The following is a 19,812-nucleotide window of genomic DNA, read 5'->3' as shown; positions in this document are numbered from 1 at the left end:
CCGCTCAGGGACTTGCTGTCGTCGTAGAGCGCCGTGAGGTCGAAGTCCTGCACAGTCCCGCGGCCCTCGCAGCGGGGGCACATGCCACCGGTGATGCTGAACTCGCGGCGCTCCCTGACCTGCTGGCCGCCCTTCTCGACGGTGACCGCCCCGGCCCCGGAGATCGAGGCGACGTTGAAGGAGAACGCCTGGGCCGAGCCGATGTGCGGCTGGCCGAGGCGGCTGAAGAGGATGCGCAGCAGGGCGTTGGCGTCGGTGACCGTGCCGACCGTCGAGCGGGGGTTGGCACCCATCCGCTCCTGGTCGACGATGATCGCGGTCGTGAGGCCGTCAAGGACGTCGACGTCGGGCCGCGCCAGCGTCGGCATGAAGCCCTGGATGAAAGTGCTGTAGGTCTCGTTGATGAGCCGCTGCGACTCTGCCGCGATGGTCGCGAAGACCAGCGAGCTCTTGCCGGATCCCGAGACGCCGGTGAACACGGTGAGCCGCCGCTTCGGCAGCTCGATGCTGACGTCCTTGAGATTGTTCTCGCGCGCGCCGTGGACCCGGATGAGGTCATGCGTGTCGGCGACGTGCGGGGCTGTTCGGGCCGTGTCCGTGCTCGTCATGGTCGCGATCGTGCCACGTGCCGCGGACAGCGTCACTCCCCCGGTCTGGGGCGCCGGGACAGGCTATTGCAAGAGTCCTTTCGATACCCTAGAGTCGAAACATGTCTTTCAATCCACGGCGGCTCAGCTCGCCGAACGAGCTCCGGGCGCTGGCCCACCCGCTCCGCCTCGACATCCTCGAGCAGCTCATGCTCCACGGCGCGATGACCGCCTCCGACCTCGGCGAGGCCCTCGGCGAGACCCCGGCCAACTGCTCGTGGCACCTCCGCAAGCTCGCCGAGCACGGCTTCGTCGAGGAGGCCGGTGACGGACAGGGCCGGCGACGTCCCTGGCGCGCCACCCAGATCGGCCTGACCTGGAACGACGAGGAAGGCGAGGCCGCCTCCCCCGGTTACCGGGCCGCGAGCGAGGCGATGACCGCCTTGTTCGTCGATCGTGAGGTCGCCCGCTGGCGGCGCAACACCGCTGGCAGCGAACGGAACTGGGCGGATCTCGGCATGTCGGAGACCGTCGCACTGCTCACCGAGGAAGAGGCGAAAGCCTTCTCTGCAGAGCTCGAGGAGCTCGTGCTGCGCCACCACGGGCGGCTGACCGGCGAGGACCCGGTCCCGGACGGGGCCCGACGCGTGCACGTGCTCGCGCTGACCAGCGTGGACCCGCAATGAAGCAGGCCTTCGCGATCCCCGCCTTCCGTCGGCTCTTCGTCGCGCTCGCCGCGACCATGGTCGCCGACTCCGTCCTGCTCCTGTCCTTCGGCATCATGACGAAGGAGCTCACCGGCTCGAACGGCGCCGCCGGCATGGCGATCTTCTGGGTCGTCGCCCCCTCCCTCGTCGCGCCGCTCCTCGGCTGGGTCGTCGACCAGTTCCCGCGGCGGCGGTTCCTCCTCGGCGCCTACCCCGTCGCGGCGGCGAGCCTCGTCCCGCTCGCGTGGGTCCACGACGCCGGCCACGTGTGGATCGTCTACGCGGTCGCCTTCGCCTACGGGGTCGCGCTCGTCATGCTGCCCGGCGCGGTGATCGGCCTGCTCAAGCTCATCGTGCCCGAGGCGCAGCTGGTGCACGCCAACGCCGCGAGCAGCACCTTCCGCGAGGGGCTGCGCCTCTTCGGTCCGCTCGTCGGCGCCTCGATGTACGCGATGTGGGGCATGGACAGCGTCATCGTCCTCGTCGCGTGCGCCTATCTGGTCGCGATCGTCGCCGTCACGACGCTGCGACTCAGCGACGACGTCGTGACACCGCCGGAGATGCACTGGCGCCAGGAGTTCGTTGCCGGGCTCACGCACGTCTACCGGGACAAGGTGCTCTGGTGGCCGATGCTGACGATCGCCGGCTGCATCTTCGCTTTCGGCTTCCTCGAGTCCCTCGTGTATGCCGTCACCGACGCCTTCGGACAGCCACCGACCTTCGTCGGCGTGATCGTCTCGATCCAGGGCATCGGCGCCCTCGCGGGAGGGCTCCTGTCGAGCCGGATCATCCAGCGGGTCGGGCACGTGCAGGCGATCGTCATCTCGCTCGGGCTCTTCGTCGTCAGCCTGACCGGCATGGCGCTGGCGCCGACCCTGCCCCTCGTCGTGGCGGGCGCGGTCCCGCTCGGCTTCGGCCTGCCCGTCCTGATCGTCGCGATCAACACCCTCGTGCAGATCCGGACGCCGAACCGCCTCATGGCCCGCGTCTCCACGACGCTCGACGCCATGATCGGGACCCCGCAGATCATCTCGATCGCGATCGGCGCGGGGCTGGTCGCGCTGGTCGACTACCGGGTGCTCCTCGGCGCCATGGCCGTGGCAGTCGCTGCGATCGGGCTGCCGCTCGCAGCCTGGTCCCGGGGACAGGGGGTGACCCCGGCGACGCCGTCGCCCCTCGCCGACGCGGGCACCGCTGCGGCGGCACCCGCGGCCGAGTAGGGAGCCCACCGCACGACGAGGCCGGTATGCCGCGCTCCCCGTTCAGCGGCATACCGGACCTCGCGCGCCCCCGGGGCGATTGGTCAGAGCCACAGGTGCCAGTGCACCGCGAAGTTCAGGGCGGTCGCGAAGGTGAGGTACATGAGCCAGGCACCCGTCACGAGGTGCCAGAAGCCGAGGGCTCGCTCGCCGACCGCCACGCCGATGCTCGCGAAGAAGTCGCTGATGTAGATCAGCGTCAGGCCGCAGAACAGCAGGCCGACCGGCACGTCCTTCGCGATGAAGAAGACGAGCAGGCCGGTGACGGAGATGATCGTGAAGGCGACCGTCATCCCGGCGTTCGGCCGGGGGTCGGCGAGCTGCCACCGGTTGTACCCGATGGCGAACCAGTGGATGCCGTATGCGGTGAAGGCGAGCGCCGCCATGTAGAGCGGCGGCTCCCGGAAGACGTTGAACCACGTCAGGCCGACGAAGAGGATGATCCCGGTGACGAACTGGCAGAAGCCGGGGAGCCAGATCCCCCAGATGCCGGTCGACCGGTCGACCCGTTCGTCACGCGGGGGCCACCCGAACAGCTCCTGCGGCCCGTAGATGAGATAGCCGGTTCCGAGTCCGAAGAAGCCGAGCGCGAGCGGCGGCAACATCGAGGCTGTGAAGCTGAGATCCATGGCGCCCTCCTTGTGGGAGTGTGGCGGCGATCGAGGGATCGTCTCCCTCCGGGGTAACACGAATGTGACCTGCGCCACAATGCAGGCGCAATGTGATCTGCGGAACAGTTCGGGTCACGAGGTATGTCGGCCCGCCGGCCCTGCGGGCCGCTCCGGGTACCCTCGGTTGCCTCTCAACCCCACCAGAAGGCCGTCGCGATGACGACATAGAGGGCGATGAGTGCGGCGCCCTCCGTCCAGGTCGACTCCCCGTCGAACGTGATGAAGGCGGCCATCACGACCGCGATGATGAGCGACGCGATGAGCAGCGGCGAGAAGACGAGCGTCAGGGCCGCGAGGCCGAAGACCTGGCTGAGGATGACGAGCAGCGGCGCGAGGACGAGCGCGATCTGCAGCGGGGAGTTGATGACGACCGAGAAGGCGTACTCGGACCGCCCGGCGAGGGACAGTTGCACACCGACGACGTTCTCGATCGCGTTGCCCGCGATGGCGACGACGACGAGGCCGGCGAACGCCTGCGAGATGTTGAGCGCGTTCATCGCGGGCTGGAGGGCCGCGACGAACCAGTCGGAGACGAAGGCGGCGAGGCCGGCCGACACGACGAGCAGGACGACGGCCAGCCAGAGCGGCCAGCGCGGCTCCTCCCCCAGGGCCTCCTGCGCGGGCCCGGCATCGCCCTCGCGCGGGGCGGTGCGCCGCAGGGAGGCCGGCAACGTCACGGCGAAGAGCCCGAGCAGGACGATCGAGACAATCGTCGACAGCTGCCGCTCGTGCGCATCGGCGGGCGTGTGCACGAAGTGGGCCAGGGAGGGCACGAGCATCGCCGCGACCGACAGCACCATGAAGACGATGATCTGCCGGGCCCGCTCGGAGTCGAGGTTCTGCCGTCCGTGCTTGAGGCCGCCGACGAGGAAGGCGAGGCCGAGGACGAGCAGGAGGTTCGCGAGGATCGACCCGACCAGCGCGGCCTGCACGACGGCGACGAGGCCGGCCCTGAGGGCGAAGAGGGAGATGAAGAGCTCCGGCAGGTTGCCCAGCGCGGACTGGAGCACGCCGGTGGCCCCTGGGCCGAAACGGTCACCGAGCTGCTCGACCGAGCGGCCGACCAGGCCCGCGAGGAGGGTGACGGCGCAGGCCGACAGGATGAAGGGCAGGACCGGTCCGGACCGGACGTAGCGGGTGACGCCGGAGGTCAGCACCGCGACCGCGCTGCCGCCGAGGACGACGAGGTCGGAGCGGGTGAGGCCCTGGCGGGCGGCGGCCACCGGGCCGCCCCTCAGCGGTCGAAGACGCCGAGGATGACCGCGTGCTCGACACCGACGGCTTGGCCGCTCTGGCCCAGGATCATCGTCAGCAGCTCCCGGGGCGCCGGGAACTCGGCGGGCAGCGCCTCGTTGTAGGTGCGGTGCTCCTCGAGGCTCGACACGGCCCGCTCGAGACACCCGGTGACGTCGACGAAGTGGGTCGGAACATTCGACGCGACAAGGGCGAGGCGGCGGACATGCCAGGGCTGCGCGCCCTCCTCGACGAGCTCCGGGAAGATCCACCGGTTGCCGGCGTCGGCGACCGCGTCGATGGCCGCAAGCCCGACCGCCCGGTGGTCCGCCTGGTTCGGCCGCCCCCCGACGAACGCCTCATGCGGCCCGACCACGACGAGGTCCGGCTGGCGGCGCCGGATGGCCCGGGCGATGTCACGGCGCAGGTCCAGGCCATACTCGACCACCCCGTCCTGGTGGTCGCCGAAGTCGACGGTCTCGACCCCGACGACCGCGCTCGCCGCACGCTGTTCCTGCTCGCGGACCGGACCCGCCTTCTCCGGCGGCATCGTGTCGATCCCCGCCTCCCCCCGGGTCGCGAGGTAGTAGCTGACGTCCTTGCCGGCGTCGGTCCACTTCGCGACTGCCGCGCTGAGGCCGTACTCGATGTCGTCGGGGTGGGCCACCACCACCAGCACTCGGTCGAAGTCCTCGGGCAGGGGCGCGAGCTGCGGGGTGTCCATGCGCCGACGTTACCCGTCGGCGCGTGCTGCGACGCCGGAACGCAATGCCCCGGACCTCCTCCCCGACCGTCAACCCGCGCTATGCCGTGTCGGTCCCCCACCGGCGAGCGGCGTGTGGGACAGTGCGTCGCATGACCGACGTGGCAGTGAACGCCGCCCGCCCCGAGACCAAGGAACAGCGCGCCTGGTACTGGTACGACTGGGCCAACTCCACCTACGTCACGACGACGGCCACCGTGCTCATGGGCCCCTACCTGACCGCCGTGGCGAAGGAGGCCGCCTGTCCCGGGATCGAGTCGGGGGTCGCCTGCACGACCAACCTGTCCGTCCTGGGTGTCCCGATCGCCCCAGGGTCGGTCTACGCCTACACCGTCACCTTCTCGACGATCCTGTCGGCCATCGTCCTGATCTTCATCGGCGCCATCGCCGACCGCAGCCCCCACCCGACCAAGCTCTTCGCCCGGTTCGCGTGGGCGGGCGCCCTCGCGGCCTGCCTCATGTTCTTCATCGCCGGGACGAACTGGCAGCTTGGCGTCGTCCTCGTCGTGATCGCGACGATCTGCCTCGGCGCATCACTCGTCGTCTACGACTCGATCCTGTGTCGGATCGCCAACGAGAACGAGCGAGATCGGGTCTCCTCCAAGGGCTGGGCTCTGGGCTACCTCGGTGGCGGGGTGCTGCTCGCGCTCAACTTCGCGCTCATGGCGCTGCACGGCTCGCTCGGGCTCTCGGAGGGGATGGCGGTCCGGATCAACCTACTGAGCGCGGGCGTCTGGTGGGGCGCCTTCACGCTCATCCCCTATCTCGGGCTGCGGCACCTCACGGGGACTGTGGCGACGCCCGTGGAGCGGCAGCGGGGCGTGGTGGGCGGCAGCCTGAGCCAGCTCGCCAGCACGTTCCGAGAGCTGCGTCTCTATCCGCAGACGATGTTGTTCCTGCTCGCGTACCTCTTCTTCAACGACGGCATCCAGACGGTCATCGGCAACTCGAGCCTGTACGGGCAGGAGGAGCTCGGGTTCGACCAGACCACGGTTCTGGCGGTCTTCCTGTTCGTGCAGTTCGTCGCCTACTTCGGCGCACGGTTCTTCGGGGCCGCCGCCGCCAGGGTCGGCGCGTGGCGGACCGTGCTCGGCGGCATCGCCCTGTGGAGCGTCGTCGTCGTCGCCGCCTTCTTCGTGCCGGCCCGGCAGCTCGCGATCTTCGTGGTCCTGGCCCTGCTCATCGGCATCGTGCTCGGCGGGACCCAGGCTCTGTCCCGCTCCCTCTACAGCCAGCTGATCCCCCGCGGCCGGGAAGCCGAGTTCTTCAGCCTGTACCAGGCGATGGAGCGCGGGACGAGCTGGCTGGGCACTCTCGCCTTCGGCCTCGTCTACCAGTTCACGCACTCGTACCGATGGGCCATCGTCGTGCTCATCGTGTTCTTCATCGTCGGAAGCATCCTGCTCTCACGCGTCAAGATGCGCGAGGGGATCGAGCAGGCGGGCAACCCGCTGCCCGTCGTCGTCTGAGGCTCTGCCGGACGCGTGACCTCGGGCGCGCGGTGGGCATGCGAAGAGCCCGCCCCCACGAACGGGGCGGGCTCTCCGATGCCGTATGGCGCGCTCAGGCGGTCTTCTTGCGGCGGGGCTTCTCGCCGCGGGACTCGCGCAGCAGCGTCAGCCGCTCCTCGAGCAGCTCCTCGAGCTCGGGGATCGAGCGCCGCTCGAGCAGCATGTCCCAGTGGGTCCGCACGTGCTTCGCGGCCTTGAGCTCCGGCTCCGGGCCGTCGAGCAGCTTGGCCACGAGGCCGCAGCGGCACTCCCAGGTGGGCGGGATCTCCGCCTCGACGGAGAACGGCAGCTCAGTGCGGTGACCTTGGTCACACACGTAGACAGTGATCTGGCGTGGGCTGGGCACGACATTCTCGTCCGACTCCATGCTCAGGGAGCCGAGGTTGGAACCACGCAATGCTCGATCGGCCATGGGAACACCCTCCCGGCGACAGTACTTTGGCGGTGGTACATGCGGATCATGCCCACCCTCACTGTTTGCTAACGGCCGGGCGCCGTCGATTGTTCCCGGGGGTGCTAGGCTCGCCCGTTCTCGTCCCCGGTGTCGGGGTCGATGACGTCGCCCTCGAGGACCTCACCGTGGACCGCGTCGTCGCGAACGATGTGGCCCTCGATGACCTCACCGGCCCCGCGGCTGCGCCGCATCCGCGCGAACCCGGGACCGCTTGCAGGGCCGCTCACCCTGACGAGGAGGCGTCGGCCGAGCAGTGGCATCAGGAAGCGACGCGCCAGCGCGCGGGTGAACGGCAGCACAAGGAGCAGCCCCAGCACGTCGCTGACGAAACCGGGCAGCAGTAGGAACAGCCCACCGACCAGCACGAGGATGCTGTCGGCCACCTCGCGTTGCGGTGGCCGGCCGGCCCGGACCGCGTCGGCGAGTGCCTGCCAGCGACGCCGGCCCTCACGGGCGACGACCCAACCACCGAGGATGGACGTGGCGACGAGGAGCAGGAACGTCGCTCCCCCACCGATCCGCAGCGCGACGAACCGGATGGCCAGCACCTCGAGGATGACGAGGACAAGGAAGCCGAGGGCCGCGACCCGGGTGGGCCGCAGCCGACGACGCGGCTGGGTCGTCATGGGGGTCAGTTCCGCTTCCGGTCCCGGATGGAGTGCACGAGGTGGCGGACCTGCCGGCCCCGGTGCTCGAGGCCCCAGAACGTCACGTTCGTGAGGGCCTCACGGATGATGTCCCTGCCCATCTTCGACACGCCGATCTCGCGCTCAACGAAGGTGATCGGCACTTCGACGACCGTCAGCCCGGCGCGCACGGCGCGGACGGTGAGGTCGACCTGGAAGCAGTAGCCCTGCGACTCGACACCGTCGAGGCCGATGGTCTTCAGGGCGATGGTTCGGTAGGCGCGGTAGCCGGCCGTCGCGTCGTTGACGTGCATGCCGAGCAGCACCTTGGTGTAGATGTTCGCCCCGACCGAGAGCACCTTGCGGCGGAACGGCCAGTTGCGCACCCGCCCGCCTCGGATCCACCGGGAGCCGATGACCAGGTCGGCGTCGGCGAGGGCCGCGAGCAGCAACGGCAGCTGCTCGGGCTGGTGCGAGCCGTCGGCATCCATCTCGACGACCGCGTCGTAGTCCCGCTGCATGGCCCACTCGAAGCCGGCCAGGTAGGCCCGGCCGAGGCCCTGCTTCTCGGCGCGGTGCATGACGTGCACCTGCGGGTCGCCCGCCGCGATCTCGTCGGCGAGCCGGCCGGTGCCGTCGGGGGAGCTGTCGTCGAGGACGACGACGTCGGCAGCCGGCACGCTCGCCCGGACACGGCTGATCACACCCGGCAGGCTCTCGCGCTCGTTGTACGTGGGGATGAGCACGGCGACCCTCGTCACCGGCTCACGATACGTGCTCGTCATCCTCGTCCTTCGTCTCGGCCGTCTCGGCCGTCTCGGCGACCCCGGCCGCCTGGCCCCTGCCCCGCACGAACGATCCAATCATGATGAGCACGAGAACCGCTGCCGCAACCCACTCGGGCACCTCGCCGATGCGTGTCGCAAGAGTCGTCTCGGTCCGCAACGGCAGGGCGCCGCGGACGACCGCCTGGGTGAACAACGACGTGACCTGGTGCGCAGTTCCATCGGGCGTGATCAGTGCGCTCTGCCCGACCGTCGAGACGTGGATGACCGACCGGCCGAACTCCATCGCCCGGATGCGGCTGATCGCGAGCTGCTGCGGCGACTCGGCCGTGTAGCCGAACGTCGCGTTGTTCGTCTGGACCACGAGCACGTTCGCGCCGGCCCGCACGGCGTCGAGCATGATGTCGTCGTAGGCGACCTCGAAGCAGATGGCGAGTCCCGCCCGGATCTGCGGCGCGGCCTTCGGCTGCACGCTGAACAGCCCGACCTTGCTCCCGGCGACGAAGTCACGGACGACGAGGTCGACCTCCTTGCTGAAGATCCGGAAGAAGTCGCGGTTCGGGATGTACTCGGCGAAGGGCACAGGGTGCCGCTTGACGTAGCGGGCGGTGTTGCCCTTGCCGGGCTCGAACAGGAGCGAGACGTTCGAGACGTGGTCGGTCGGTTCCTCGAGCAGGCCGCCGACGATGAGGGGCGCCTGCGCCGCCTGCACGGTCGCGAGGATCTCGCTCTTGGCGTCGGCGTTGCGCAGCGGGTCGATGTCGGACGCGTTCTCGGGCCAGACGATGAGGTCGGGTCGTGGCGCGCGGCCCGCGGCGACGTCCTGCAGGGCGTCGTCGGTCGCCCGGACGTGGTTGTCGAGGACCATCCGCCGCTCGGCGTTGAAGTCGAGGCCCGGGCGCGGCACGTTGCCCTGGACGCCGAGGAACTGCGCCGTGGGTCCGTCCGTCGGCAGCGGGACGAGCAGGCCCGAGGCGCCGAGCCCGACCGCGAGGAGGGGTGCCACGACGACCCGGCTCAGCGGCATACCGCCACGTCGGAGCACGACGGACTGGACCGCGAGCGCGAGCAGCCCGGCCGACAGCGCGATGACGAAGCCGACCAGGGGTGGCCCGCCGAGTGCGACGAGCCGCCCGAAGGGCGCGTCGGCCTGGCCGAAGGCCAGTTTGAGCCACGGGAAGCCGCCGTAGGGGGCCCGGGCCCGCAGCCCCTCGGCGACGACCCAGACGAGCGCGAAGACGACCGGCCGGACCCGCCCCCAGCGGGTCAGCCACGCGTAGGCCAGGCCGGCCAGCCCGAAGAAGACCGCCTCGGCCGTCCCGAGCGCGAGCCACGGCAGGCTGCCGACGTAGATCCCGGACCACTGGAGGGTCGGGACGAAGAACGCCAGCCCGGCGAGGAGCCCGAGGCCGAACCCGCTCCGCGCCCGGGCACCGGTGAGCGCGAGCGCGAGCAGCGTCAACGCCACCGGCGCCGCGACCCAGATGTTGAAGGTCGGGAACGCGAGGCACAGCACTCCCCCAGCGATGAGGGCGAGGAGAGGACGCACGAGCAAACGGTATGCCGCACACCTCATTTCGACCGCATCGCCCCTCCGCGCGGGTGGGGGGAACGTCAGGGCACGACGACGACGCCCCGCGCGGTCGTCGCGACGACGGGCGGGTCGAGGACGTCCGCGGCGGACGTGCCTCGCTCCGGGTTGCCGCGGGCGATGACGCGCACCTCGAAGTCCATCTCGCGGGAGCGCCGACCGACCCGGACGAGCTCGGCGGAGATCTCGATGACGTCGCCGGCCCGGACCGGAGCCTTGAACTGGACGCCGCTGTAGGACGCGAAGAGCCCCTCGTCGCCGTCCGTCTGGATGCACATCTCCGTGGCCACGTCACCGAAGGCGGCGAGCGAGTAGGCGCCGTCGACGAGGTTGCCGGCGTAGTGGGCGTGGCTGTAGGGCACGTAACGCCGGTGCGTCACGCGGCGCCCCACCTCGGCACCGGTCCCCTGCTGCGTCGTCTGCGTCTCAGTGATGTCCATGGTCGCGCCTCTTCCCTTCACTCCGGGCCTCGCTCGTTCCTCGCTCGTGTCCTCACTCCGGTCGGCGCTCATGCCTTTGGTCGCGCCTCTTCCCTTCGCTCCGGGCCTCGCTCGTTCCTCGCTCGTGTCCTCACTCCGGTCGGCGCTCATGCCGCCTTGGCCTTCCGCTCGATGATCTCGTGGACGAGGTAGCTCGCCACCTCGCCCGGGGTCGTGCCGCGCCCGAAGATCTGGTCGACCCCGAGCCTGCCGGCCGAGCCCTCCTCGAAGCGGGGCCCGCCCGCGACGAGGATCGGCACACGTCCGGCGGGGTAGGCCTCGCGGAACGCGGCGGACATCTGGGTGGTGTTGTGGATATGGGCGTCCTTCTGGGTCACGACCTGGCTCACGAGGACCGCATCGGCCTTCTCCGCGCGGGCCCGGGCGACGAGTTCGGGCACGAGGACCTGGGCGCCGAGGTTGACGACCTTGATCTCCCGGTAGTACTCGAGGCCCTTCTCCCCCGCGAAGCCCTTGATGTTGAGGATCGCGTCGATCCCGACGGTGTGCGCGTCCGTGCCGATGCAGGCCCCGACGACGACCAGCTTGCGGCGCAGCCGCCGCTTGATCTCGAGGTTGACCTCCTTGGCCGAGAGCAGCGGGTAGGCACGCTCGACCACCTCCACCTCGTCGAGGTTGACCAGGTGGGTCACGGAACCGTAGACGACGAAGAAGGTGAAGTCCGGGCCGACGGCCTTGGCGTGCACTAGGAGGGCCGGGTCGAGACCCATCTTCCGGGCGAGCTGCAGGGCGGCCCCCTCGGCGCGCTTGTCATGCGGAACGGGCAGGGTGAAGGAGACCTGCACCATGCCGTCGCCGGTCGTGTCCCCGTAGGGGCGGATGATCGGGCCGCTCGTCATCGGGCGCCTCCCTTCGTGCCGCGCGCGGACGTCGCCGGCTTCGGCGGCTGCCAGGCGTCGAGTGCGGTGATCGCCGGGTTGTCGTAGTCGTCGGCGCGCTCGACGACGCCGTCGAGCCCCTTGCCGCCGTCCGCCGGTCGCTTCATCAGGCCGAACGTGCCGTCCGCGATGGCGGCGAGGAGCGGCACGTCTCCCCCGCTGTCGCTGTCGTCGACGATCCGCTCGAGCAGGTCGACCGCCTCGGAGAGCACCTGACGGGCGCGGTTCTGGATGAAGCCGTCCCGCGGCGGGTGGAAGTCCTCGCGGAGCCCGCCGGCCGCGTCCAGGACGTAGCGCACGTTCTGCAGGGCGAGGTCGCGGTCGGACAGGAACGGCGTCACGACGGCCTCGGTCATCATCCCGACGAGCAGGATGCCCTGGCCGGTCATCGCACCCGCGAGGTTGAAGAACCCGTCGAGCAGGTAGCCACGGAAGACGTCTCCGGTCATGTGCTTCGTCGGCGGCATCCACTTGAGCGGCGCGTCCGGGAACAGCTGCCGCGCGAGCAGGGCGTGCGCGAGCTCGAGCCGGAACGAGTCGGGGATGTCGGGGTTGATCTCGAAGGCGTGCCCGAGCCCGAGCTGCCAGTCCTCGAGCCCCGCCTCCTTGGCGAACCGCTCGTTGAGCAGCTGGCTCACCGTCACCGTGTGGGCGGCCTCCACGGCATCTGCCGTCGTGAGGTAGTTGTCCTCACCGGTGTTGATGATGATGCCGGCGCGCGCGTGCACCTGTCGCGAGAACCGTTGGTCGACAAAGGTCCTCACGGGGTTGATGTCGCGGAAGAGGATGCCGTACATCGAGTCGTTGAGCATCATGTCGAGACGCTCCATGCCGGCGAGGGCCGCGATCTCTGGCATGCAGAGGCCGGACGCGTAGTTCGTCAGGCGGATGTAGCGGCCGACCTCCTTGCTCACGTCGTCGAGGGCCGCGCGCATGAGCCGGAAGTTCTCCTGTGTCGCATACGTGCCGGCGAAGCCCTCTCGGGTAGCGCCCTCGGGGACGTAGTCGAGCAGCGACTGGCCGGTCGACCGGATGACGGCGATGATGTCGGCACCCTCACGGGCGGCGGCCTGGGCCTGCGGGATGTCCTCGTAGATGTCCCCCGTCGCGACGATGAGGTAGATCCACGGCTGCTGCTTGGGGTCACCGTGCCGGGAGATGAGCCGGTCCCGGGTGCGCCGCGCGCCGTCGATGCGCTTCAGGCCCGTGCCAACGGCCCGAGCGGCGGCACGGCGTGCGGCGAGCGCGTCGCGGCCCTGCGGGATACGGAACTGGACGCTGCCGCTTGCGGCCTTCTGGGCGAGGACGGTCACGTCCTCGGCCTCGCCCCGCAGGAGGGCGTCCCACACGGGTGTCGTGATGCCGTGCTCGAGTCCGACCTGGTCGCGGACGGCGTCGACGAGGTGGTTGACCCACGGGACCCGCTCGTGGTCGGCTCCCGCGAGCCCGGCCAGCCGCAGCGTGGCGCGCTCCACCGACACGGTCGTATGCCGCTGGGCGAGCTGCACGACGGGCGCCGCGGCCCGGCGCGCGAGGGCCCGGGCCCGGCGGACGACGGCCGGGTCGAGCTCGAGAAGGGGCTGGGTCCTGGTCATGCCCTCGATCCTTCCTCGAACTGGCTGCTCGTGGTCGCACTGTTCGATAGACCCGCCGGCTCATCCTCGACTGGACCGTTCGCGGGCGTAGCAGGCTCGAGGCGGGACTCGAAGAGGTCACGCACCGCCGGCTCGCTGCGGACGAGCTCGAGGGCATAGGCGGCATGACCGGGGACGTAGCCGTTGCCGACGAGCATCCGCACGTCGGCGGCAACGCCCTCGGCACCGAGGGCCGCGGCGGCGAAGTTCGTCGCCATGCTGAAGAAGATGATGGTGCCGCCCTGGGCGGTCGAGAGGATGGCCGGCTGCTCGCAGCCGGGCACGTCGACACACACGACGGTGACGTCGGCCGGGCCGCCGGCGGCATCCACGGCGCCGCTCAGCCCGAGGGGCGAGCGGGCGTCGGCGAGGACGACCTCGTCGGCGAGACCGGCCGCCGTGAGGACGTCGCGCTCGCGCTCCGTGGGGACGACACCGATGAGCCGGCCGCCCCCGGAGCGGCGGGCGGCGGCGAGGGACAGCGAGCCGGACTTCCCCGCCCCGCCGAGGACGAGCACGGTCGGGGAGGTCCCCTGAGCGGCGTACTCCTCGACCACGCGCGCGACCAGTGCCGGCGCACCGCACACGTCCATGACCATGAGCGAGAGTCGCGGGTCGAGGTCGTCGGGCAGCCTGGCGGCGATGCTGCGTCCGAAGAGGATGGCGTGGCCCTCGGCCGGGACCTGCTCGGAGAGCCCGTCCCAGCGGGCAAGCCCGTCGCTGATGGCCAGCGGCGTCAGCGAGAGCGAGACGAGGGTCGCGACGCGGTCGCCCACCTCGAGGCCGAGGGTGCTCTCCGGGCCGACCTCGTCGACGGTGCCGATCAGCATGCCGCCCGAGCCGGTGACCGGGTTCTGCATCTTGCCGCGCTCGCCGATGATCTCGAGCACCTCGGCCCGGACCGCAGCGCCGTCGACCTGTCCCTCCGCGGTGTGCTTCTCGGCGAGCTGACGATAGGAGGCCGCGTCCAGGTTGAGGGTCTGGACGCGCAGCCGCACCTCGTCGGGCCAGATCTCCGGCCTCGGGTCGAGTCGACGGGCCGCCTGCGGCAGGGTGGCCAGCTCGCCCCGCGCCTCGAGGACGCGATGCAGGCCGATGGGTGAGGTGGGGCTCGTGACCTCGGTGGGTGACGACATCAGTGTCAAGATCCTTCGGTGCTCGGGGGACACGACCGCAGTTCTTGAAGCATCATACGAGAGATCCACTCGGATCTTCGGCTACGGTGGGCACATGAGCAAGGTCGAACAGCCATACGCCTACCGCCAACGCGAGCTCGTCGAGCCCGACTGGACACGGTTGCCCGGCTGGGCCGACGTCACGCAGTCGGACTGGGACACCGCCCAGTGGCAGCGTGTCCACTGCATCAAGAACGTCAAGCAGCTGCGCGCCCTGATGGGCGATCTGCTCGAGGAGCGCTTCTACGCCGACCTCGAGCGTGATCAGGCCGAGCGCGCGACGATGTCGATGCTCATCCCACCGCAGATGCTCAACACCATGGTGCCCGCCACGGACGGCTCGATGCCGTCGGCGGGCCGCGAGTTCACCGAGGCGTTCTACGCGGACCCGGTGCGCCGCTACATGATCCCCGTCTTCTCCGACCGGCGCACCGACTGGCCGTCGCACCCGCACGCCACCCGCGACTCGCTCCACGAGCACGACATGTGGGTCGCCGAGGGCCTCACGCACCGCTACCCGACCAAGGTCCTCGCCGAGCTCCTCTCGACCTGCCCGCAGTACTGCGGCCACTGCACCCGCATGGACCTCGTCGGCAACTCCACCCCTCAGGTTCCCAAGCTGAAGTTCGACCTCAAGCCGGTGGACCGGCATGAGGCGATGCTCCGCTACCTGCGCGAGACGCCGACCGTGCGTGACGTCGTCGTCTCCGGGGGCGACGTGGCGAACATGCCGTGGAAGAACCTCGAGGCGTTCCTCGACAAGCTGCTCGAGATCGACAACATCCGCGACATCCGGCTCGCGACCAAGGCGCTCATGGGCCTGCCCCAGCACTGGCTCGCCGACGACGTCGTCGAGGGCGTCGCCCGCGTGGCGTCCAAGGCCCGGTCCCGCGGCGTGGCGCTCGCCATCCACACCCACGTCAACAACGCCCAGTCCGTGACGCCGGCCGTGGCCAAGGCCGCCCGCGCCATGCTCGAGGCGGGCGTCCGCGACGTCCGCAACCAGGGCGTCCTCATGCGCGGAGTCAACGACTCGGCCGAGCAGCTGCTCGACCTGTGCTTCGCACTCGCCGATGGGGCGTCGATCACCCCGTACTACTTCTACATGTGCGACATGATCCCGTTCTCGGAGCACTGGCGGCTCTCGCTTGCCGAGGCACAGGAGCTGCAGCACTCGATGATGGGCTATCTCCCCGGCTTCTCGACGCCGCGGATCGTCTGCGACGTGCCCTTCGTCGGCAAGCGATGGGTGCACCAGCAGGAGTCCTACGACCAGGAGCGGGGCATCTCCTACTGGCGGAAGAACTACCGCACGTCCATCGAGGGTGACGACGTCGAGGCGCTCTCGCGAGAGTACGTCTACTACGACCCGATCTATACGCTGCCCGAGGCCGGGCAGCAGTGGTGGCGGGACGCCGTGGACCACGAGGACGTCATGGTCGCCGCCGGCGAGCAGGCGGCCGCGAGCCGCGCCGCAGCCGCGTCCGCTGTCTGACCAGGAGCGTGCGCGAGGGGGTGTCCCACTGGTGGGACGCCCCCTCGTCGCACCCCGGGCCCGACCTAGACTCCGAATGTGGCGGGGACCCCAGCGCATCGCACCCGCGTCCCGCGCGCCGAGCGCGAGGCGCAGATGCTCGAGGTGGCCGAGGAGGTCTTCGTCGCACGGGGGATCCAGGCAGCCACCATGGATGAGATCGCCGAACGGGTGGGCGTGACCAAGCCGCTCATCTACGACTACTTCGGGTCGAAGGAGGGCCTGCTGGCCGCCTCCATCGAGAAGGGGCGCCGACAGCTCCTCGGCCTCATCATCGACACCTGGTCGGAGCAGCCGGACCTCGGCGTCCGGGACCGGCTGCGGGCAGTGGTTCTCGCGTTCTTCGCCTTCATCGACGAGCACGAGCGGATGTTCGCGTTGCTGCGCACCGAGGGGGCACTCATCGGCCCGCCGGCCGAGTCGGTCGAGCGGATCCGGCAGCAGACCGCGAAGGCCTTCGCGGAGGGCCTCCGCAGCCTGCCCACCTTCGCCCAGCTCCCGGCCGGGACGGTCACCGGCATGGCGGAGCTGCTCATCGGCGCGTGCGAGCGGCTCGCTGTCGAACGCGTCATGACGCCCGGGCTCACCGCCGACGACGCTGCCGACCTCGTGATGACGACGATGTGGGACGGTCTCGGGTCGATCGCGTCGGACGTCCGGTGAGCCGCACCCGAGCCGGTGCCGGCCCGACCACGCAGGCGACGCTGGCACTCGACCGTGCCGGCGTCGCCTACACGCGCCATACCTACGACCACGACGCCACCGCCAGCAACTACGGACTCGAGGCGGCCGAGGCGCTCGACCTGCCCCCCGAGCGCGTCTTCAAGACCCTGCTCGTCGACACCGGCCGGGGCCTCGCCGTCGGGATCGTCCCCGTCGACGGACACCTCGACCTCAAGGCCGTCGCCACGGCCCTCGGCGTCAAGAGCGTCACCATGGCCGAGCCTGCGGCAGCCGAGCGAACCACCGGATACGTCGTCGGGGGCATCTCACCGGTCGGCCAGAAGCGGTCGCTGCCCACGGTCCTCGACCGAACGGCCGAAGGGTTCCCCACGGTCTTCGTCTCCGGAGGCCGGCGCGGTTTCGACATCGAGCTCGCACCCGGCGACCTCGTCCGGGTGACGCACGCCGTCGTCGCGCCGATCGGCCGGCCCAGGTGAGCCGCACCCCCCGCGCCTCGCGCGGCGTCCTCGTCCTCGTCCTCGCCGCGCTGACGATGCTGGGACCGTTCACGATCGACACGATCTTCCCGGCCTTCGAGGCGATGGCGACGGACCTCCGCGTCGACAAGCTGGCGATGCAGCAGACGGTCAGCGTCTATATGCTGGCCTTCGCCGTCATGAGCCTCTTTCACGGCTCCGTGTCCGACGCGCTGGGGCGCAAGCCGGTCATCCTGACCGGTTGCGGGCTGTACGCCCTGACCAGCGTGCTCTGTGCCGTCTCGACCAGCATGCCGATGCTCCTGACCGCCCGTGCCCTGCAGGGTCTCGTCGCGGGGGCAGGGATGATCGTCGCCCGCACCGCCATCCGCGACCTCTACGACGGTCCCGAGGCGCAGCGGTTCATGAGCCACGTGTCGCTCGTCTTCGCCGTCGCCCCCGCGGTCGCGCCGCTCGTCGGTGGCTGGGTGCTCGGCTGGGGCTCGTGGCGGACCATCTTCTGGGCCCTGGCCGCATATGGCGCGCTGCTGGTCGGTCTGGCAGCCGTCCTCCTGCCCGAGACGCATCCGCCCGAGCGGCGAGTGCACTTCCACCCGCGACCCCTCGTGGCCGGGCTCGTCCGTACTGCGCGGCACCCGGGGGTCCAGCGCCTCTCGGGCGCCATCACGTGCAACTTCGCGGCGCTCTTCCTCTACATCTCTTCAGCACCGGCCATCATCAACGACCACCTCCATCTCGGCGCCCAGGACTTCGGCGTCCTGTTCGTCCCGCTCGTCGCCTGCATGATGGTCGGCTCGTTCCTTGCCGGACGCCTCGCCGGCCGGAGACGTGCCTCTGCGGTCGTGCTGACCGGGTTCGCCGTGTCACTCGCCGGGGCGGCCTTCGGCGTCGTCCACCACCTGGCCGGAGGTTCCGCCGGTCTTCCCTGGACGATCGTGCCGCCCGCCGCTGCTGCCTTCGGGGTCTCGCTCGCGCTGCCCATCCTGACCATCGAGCTGCTCGACCTCCGCCCGGAGGCCCGGGGATCGGTGTCGTCCTACCAGGCCTTCCTCACGACGATCGTCAACGCCGCCGTGGCCGGCCTCGTCTCGCCGCTGGTCAGCGGGTCCCTGCTCGTTCTCGGAGTGGTCGCGGGGGGATTCACGTCCACCGCCCTCGCTCTCTGGGCCTGGGAGTTCCATGGCTCTGGGGCCGGGGCACGCCGAAGCCAGGTTCTCGCGGCCTCACCGGTGCCAAGCGGGAGCGCGGCCGCGACGACCGACGGTTGACGCTCAGTCGCCGCCGAGGCGCTCGCTCGTCCGGCCCTCCCACGGAGTCGACAGGACGACGGTGGTCCTCGTCGACACGTTGGCCGCGGAGCGGATCCGGGCCAGCAGGTCCTCGAGGTCACCGGGTGTCCCCACGCGGACCTTGAGGACGTAGCTCTCCTCCCCTGCCACCGAGTAGCAGTCCTCGATCTCCGGGAAGTCGACCAGCCGGTGGGGCACGTCGTCGGGGTCGCTCGGGTCGAACGGAGTGACCGAGACAAGGGCGGTGAGCGGGAGGCCGACCTGGTCGGAGGCGATGACGGCGCGGTAGCCGGTGATGATGCCGCGCTGCTCGAGCCTGCGGACGCGCTGGTGAACCGCGGACGTCGACAGGCCGGTCGCCTTGCCGAGATCGGTGTAGCTCGTCCGCCCGTCGGCCAGCAGCAGGCTCACGAGCCGGCGGTCCAGTTCTTCCATGGGCGCAGGCTAGTGCAGAGCCGCCCGGATCCAGCGACCATTCCATGGCCGGGGCCGGCGGGAGTGGCACGATGACCTCCATGACGAAGCGGCTGCTCCTGCTCGACTCTGCGAGCCTCTACTTCCGCGCCTTCTACGGCGTCCCCGAACGTTCGTCTCCCAGCGGCCTGCCGACCAACGCGGTACGCGGCTTTCTCGACATGCTCGCTTCGCTCGTCGAGCGCGCGCAGCCCACCCATCTCGTTGCGTGCTGGGACAACGACTGGCGGCCCAGCTTCCGGGTCGAGGCCATCCCCTCCTACAAGAGCCATCGGGTGGCCGACGGGAGCGGCGCGGAGGACGTCCCGGACGCGCTCGAGCCGCAGGTGCCGCTCATCGTCGATGCCTTGGCTGCGATCGGCTTCGCCCGGCTCGGATCGGACGGGTATGAAGCCGACGACGTCATCGGCACCCTCGCCACCCAGCACAAGCAAGCGATGCCCGTCGACGTCGTGACGGGCGACCGGGACTTGTTCCAGCTGGTCGACGACGCGACGGGTCCCGTCCGTGTCGTCTACACGGCCAAGGGCGGCGTGCGAACACCCGACCTCGTCGACGAGGCCTACCTCCGGGAGAAGTACGGGATCGATGGCGGGGCCGCCTACGCGGACATGGCCGTCCTGCGCGGCGACACCAGCGATGGCCTGCCCGGCGTCACGGGGATCGGGGAGAAGACGGCGGCCAAGCTCATCACCACCTACGGCACCCTGGACGGGCTCCGGGCCGCGCTCGCCGCCGGGGACCCGGGCATCAAGGGAGCCCAGCGGGCGCGCCTCGAGAGCGCCACGGCATACCTGGACGCAGCGCCGGCGGTCGTCGCCGTCGCGAAGGACGCTCCTCTCGACGACGTCGACCTCGCCGTCCCCGACCGCGTGGCCGATGCTGCCTTGATGAGCCGGCTCGCGACGGAGCACGGGCTGACGTCGTCCTTCGACCGGGTCCTCAACGCGCTGCGGATCACCTGACGTCCTCGCGTCCCGG

21 protein-coding genes are annotated in these 19,812 nt (G+C 70.4%); 8 read left to right on the top strand and 13 right to left on the bottom strand.

What is annotated here, in order from left to right:
• Positions 1-608 (bottom strand): nSTAND1 domain-containing NTPase (locus ACTHJJ_RS19550; RefSeq protein WP_440304620.1); only part of this gene is annotated, 608 nt, incomplete at its 3' end.
• Positions 609-709: 101 nt separating this feature from the next.
• Here ACTHJJ_RS19550 and ACTHJJ_RS19545 point away from each other — a divergent pair.
• The gene (locus tag ACTHJJ_RS19545; RefSeq protein ID WP_440304619.1) at positions 710-1,273 is read left to right on the top strand and encodes a winged helix-turn-helix domain-containing protein; all 564 of its coding nucleotides are present in this window, start codon (positions 710-712) and stop codon (positions 1,271-1,273) included.
• Complete coding sequence (locus tag ACTHJJ_RS19540) at positions 1,270-2,514, top strand: MFS transporter (protein WP_440304618.1); 1,245 nt, start codon at positions 1,270-1,272, stop codon at positions 2,512-2,514. Before ACTHJJ_RS19545 ends, ACTHJJ_RS19540 begins: the two co-directional genes overlap by 4 nt.
• 83 nt (positions 2,515-2,597) lie before the next feature.
• Here the strand turns inward: ACTHJJ_RS19540 and ACTHJJ_RS19535 are convergent, their stop codons facing one another.
• From ACTHJJ_RS19535 to ACTHJJ_RS19525, 3 genes are all read right to left on the bottom strand, one after another.
• Positions 2,598-3,182 carry a hypothetical protein gene (locus ACTHJJ_RS19535; RefSeq protein WP_440304617.1) on the bottom strand — a complete coding sequence of 195 codons (585 nt, stop codon included), beginning with the start codon at positions 3,180-3,182 and terminating at the stop codon, positions 2,598-2,600.
• A gap of 173 nt (positions 3,183-3,355) precedes the next feature.
• A complete protein-coding gene (gene cax / locus ACTHJJ_RS19530) occupies positions 3,356-4,447 on the bottom strand; it encodes a calcium/proton exchanger (RefSeq protein ID WP_440304616.1) in 1,092 nt (363 codons plus the stop codon).
• A gap of 11 nt (positions 4,448-4,458) precedes the next feature.
• Positions 4,459-5,181 carry a PIG-L deacetylase family protein gene (locus ACTHJJ_RS19525; RefSeq protein WP_440304615.1) on the bottom strand — a complete coding sequence of 241 codons (723 nt, stop codon included), beginning with the start codon at positions 5,179-5,181 and terminating at the stop codon, positions 4,459-4,461.
• Between the two features lie 131 nt (positions 5,182-5,312).
• Between ACTHJJ_RS19525 and ACTHJJ_RS19520 the strand changes: the two genes are divergently transcribed.
• On the top strand, positions 5,313-6,689 hold the full coding sequence (locus ACTHJJ_RS19520; protein ID WP_440304614.1) for an MFS transporter: 1,377 nt from the start codon (positions 5,313-5,315) through the stop codon (positions 6,687-6,689).
• A 94-nt stretch (positions 6,690-6,783) separates the two neighbouring features.
• Here the strand turns inward: ACTHJJ_RS19520 and ACTHJJ_RS19515 are convergent, their stop codons facing one another.
• From ACTHJJ_RS19515 to ACTHJJ_RS19480, 8 genes are all read right to left on the bottom strand, one after another.
• Complete coding sequence (locus ACTHJJ_RS19515) at positions 6,784-7,143, bottom strand: RNA polymerase-binding protein RbpA (protein ID WP_440304613.1); 360 nt, start codon at positions 7,141-7,143, stop codon at positions 6,784-6,786.
• A gap of 104 nt (positions 7,144-7,247) precedes the next feature.
• A complete protein-coding gene (locus ACTHJJ_RS19510) occupies positions 7,248-7,811 on the bottom strand; it encodes an FxsA family protein (RefSeq protein ID WP_440304612.1) in 564 nt (187 codons plus the stop codon).
• A 5-nt stretch (positions 7,812-7,816) separates the two neighbouring features.
• The gene (locus ACTHJJ_RS19505; protein WP_440304611.1) at positions 7,817-8,596 is read right to left on the bottom strand and encodes a polyprenol monophosphomannose synthase; all 780 of its coding nucleotides are present in this window, start codon (positions 8,594-8,596) and stop codon (positions 7,817-7,819) included.
• Positions 8,577-10,145, bottom strand: coding sequence for an apolipoprotein N-acyltransferase (lnt, locus tag ACTHJJ_RS19500; RefSeq protein WP_440304610.1), 1,569 nt, complete (start codon positions 10,143-10,145; stop codon positions 8,577-8,579). The genes ACTHJJ_RS19505 and lnt overlap by 20 nt, the downstream gene beginning before the upstream one ends.
• Before the next feature lie 65 nt (positions 10,146-10,210).
• Positions 10,211-10,627: a hotdog domain-containing protein gene (locus ACTHJJ_RS19495; protein ID WP_440304609.1), complete on the bottom strand. Its 417-nt coding sequence runs from the start codon at positions 10,625-10,627 to the stop codon at positions 10,211-10,213.
• 146 nt (positions 10,628-10,773) lie between these two features.
• Complete coding sequence (locus ACTHJJ_RS19490) at positions 10,774-11,526, bottom strand: OAM dimerization domain-containing protein (protein ID WP_440304608.1); 753 nt, start codon at positions 11,524-11,526, stop codon at positions 10,774-10,776.
• Positions 11,523-13,160, bottom strand: coding sequence for a lysine 5,6-aminomutase subunit alpha (locus ACTHJJ_RS19485; RefSeq protein WP_440304607.1), 1,638 nt, complete (start codon positions 13,158-13,160; stop codon positions 11,523-11,525). The genes ACTHJJ_RS19490 and ACTHJJ_RS19485 overlap by 4 nt, the downstream gene beginning before the upstream one ends.
• Complete coding sequence (locus tag ACTHJJ_RS19480; RefSeq protein ID WP_440304606.1) at positions 13,157-14,335, bottom strand: L-erythro-3,5-diaminohexanoate dehydrogenase; 1,179 nt, start codon at positions 14,333-14,335, stop codon at positions 13,157-13,159. The genes ACTHJJ_RS19485 and ACTHJJ_RS19480 overlap by 4 nt, the downstream gene beginning before the upstream one ends.
• Before the next feature lie 94 nt (positions 14,336-14,429).
• Here ACTHJJ_RS19480 and ACTHJJ_RS19475 point away from each other — a divergent pair, with 94 nt between their 5' ends.
• From ACTHJJ_RS19475 to ACTHJJ_RS19460, 4 genes are all read left to right on the top strand, one after another.
• A complete protein-coding gene (locus ACTHJJ_RS19475) occupies positions 14,430-15,869 on the top strand; it encodes a KamA family radical SAM protein (protein WP_440304605.1) in 1,440 nt (479 codons plus the stop codon).
• A gap of 78 nt (positions 15,870-15,947) precedes the next feature.
• The gene (locus tag ACTHJJ_RS19470) at positions 15,948-16,571 is read left to right on the top strand and encodes a TetR/AcrR family transcriptional regulator (RefSeq protein WP_440304604.1); all 624 of its coding nucleotides are present in this window, start codon (positions 15,948-15,950) and stop codon (positions 16,569-16,571) included.
• Positions 16,568-17,068: a Cys-tRNA(Pro) deacylase gene (ybaK, locus tag ACTHJJ_RS19465; RefSeq protein ID WP_440304603.1), complete on the top strand. Its 501-nt coding sequence runs from the start codon at positions 16,568-16,570 to the stop codon at positions 17,066-17,068. Before ACTHJJ_RS19470 ends, ybaK begins: the two co-directional genes overlap by 4 nt.
• Positions 17,065-18,336 (top strand): multidrug effflux MFS transporter, encoded by a 1,272-nt coding sequence (locus ACTHJJ_RS19460; protein WP_440304602.1) that lies wholly within the window; start codon positions 17,065-17,067, stop codon positions 18,334-18,336. The genes ybaK and ACTHJJ_RS19460 overlap by 4 nt, the downstream gene beginning before the upstream one ends.
• Before the next feature lie 3 nt (positions 18,337-18,339).
• Here ACTHJJ_RS19460 and ACTHJJ_RS19455 read toward each other — a convergent pair whose 3' ends face one another.
• Complete coding sequence (locus tag ACTHJJ_RS19455) at positions 18,340-18,792, bottom strand: Lrp/AsnC family transcriptional regulator (RefSeq protein ID WP_440304601.1); 453 nt, start codon at positions 18,790-18,792, stop codon at positions 18,340-18,342.
• Between the two features lie 71 nt (positions 18,793-18,863).
• Here ACTHJJ_RS19455 and ACTHJJ_RS19450 point away from each other — a divergent pair, with 71 nt between their 5' ends.
• The gene (locus tag ACTHJJ_RS19450; RefSeq protein ID WP_440304600.1) at positions 18,864-19,796 is read left to right on the top strand and encodes a 5'-3' exonuclease; all 933 of its coding nucleotides are present in this window, start codon (positions 18,864-18,866) and stop codon (positions 19,794-19,796) included.
• Positions 19,797-19,812 lie beyond the last annotated feature (16 nt).

Source organism: Intrasporangium sp., from assembly GCF_051961875.1.
In the GTDB taxonomy this organism is placed as follows: domain Bacteria; phylum Actinomycetota; class Actinomycetes; order Actinomycetales; family Dermatophilaceae; genus Intrasporangium_A.
Note: the sequence above shows the minus strand (reverse complement) of the source record. Positions and strands in the feature narration are given on the sequence as shown.

Bases quoted from the DNA above. Each gene is read 5' to 3' on its own strand.
- ACTHJJ_RS19545 (WP_440304619.1), top strand. From the start codon at position 710: ATGTCTTTCAATCCACGGCGGCTCAGCTCGCCGAACGAGCTCCGGGCG.
- ACTHJJ_RS19540 (WP_440304618.1), top strand. From the start codon at position 1,270: ATGAAGCAGGCCTTCGCGATCCCCGCCTTCCGTCGGCTCTTCGTCGCG.
- ACTHJJ_RS19535 (WP_440304617.1), bottom strand. From the start codon at position 3,182: ATGGATCTCAGCTTCACAGCCTCGATGTTGCCGCCGCTCGCGCTCGGC.
- ACTHJJ_RS19525 (WP_440304615.1), bottom strand. From the start codon at position 5,181: ATGGACACCCCGCAGCTCGCGCCCCTGCCCGAGGACTTCGACCGAGTG.
- ACTHJJ_RS19520 (WP_440304614.1), top strand. From the start codon at position 5,313: ATGACCGACGTGGCAGTGAACGCCGCCCGCCCCGAGACCAAGGAACAG.
- ACTHJJ_RS19515 (WP_440304613.1), bottom strand. From the start codon at position 7,143: ATGGCCGATCGAGCATTGCGTGGTTCCAACCTCGGCTCCCTGAGCATG.
- ACTHJJ_RS19510 (WP_440304612.1), bottom strand. From the start codon at position 7,811: ATGACGACCCAGCCGCGTCGTCGGCTGCGGCCCACCCGGGTCGCGGCC.
- ACTHJJ_RS19505 (WP_440304611.1), bottom strand. From the start codon at position 8,596: ATGACGAGCACGTATCGTGAGCCGGTGACGAGGGTCGCCGTGCTCATC.
- ACTHJJ_RS19495 (WP_440304609.1), bottom strand. From the start codon at position 10,627: ATGGACATCACTGAGACGCAGACGACGCAGCAGGGGACCGGTGCCGAG.
- ACTHJJ_RS19490 (WP_440304608.1), bottom strand. From the start codon at position 11,526: ATGACGAGCGGCCCGATCATCCGCCCCTACGGGGACACGACCGGCGAC.
- ACTHJJ_RS19485 (WP_440304607.1), bottom strand. From the start codon at position 13,160: ATGACCAGGACCCAGCCCCTTCTCGAGCTCGACCCGGCCGTCGTCCGC.
- ACTHJJ_RS19480 (WP_440304606.1), bottom strand. From the start codon at position 14,335: ATGTCGTCACCCACCGAGGTCACGAGCCCCACCTCACCCATCGGCCTG.
- ACTHJJ_RS19475 (WP_440304605.1), top strand. From the start codon at position 14,430: ATGAGCAAGGTCGAACAGCCATACGCCTACCGCCAACGCGAGCTCGTC.
- ACTHJJ_RS19455 (WP_440304601.1), bottom strand. From the start codon at position 18,792: ATGGAAGAACTGGACCGCCGGCTCGTGAGCCTGCTGCTGGCCGACGGG.
- ACTHJJ_RS19450 (WP_440304600.1), top strand. From the start codon at position 18,864: ATGACCTCCATGACGAAGCGGCTGCTCCTGCTCGACTCTGCGAGCCTC.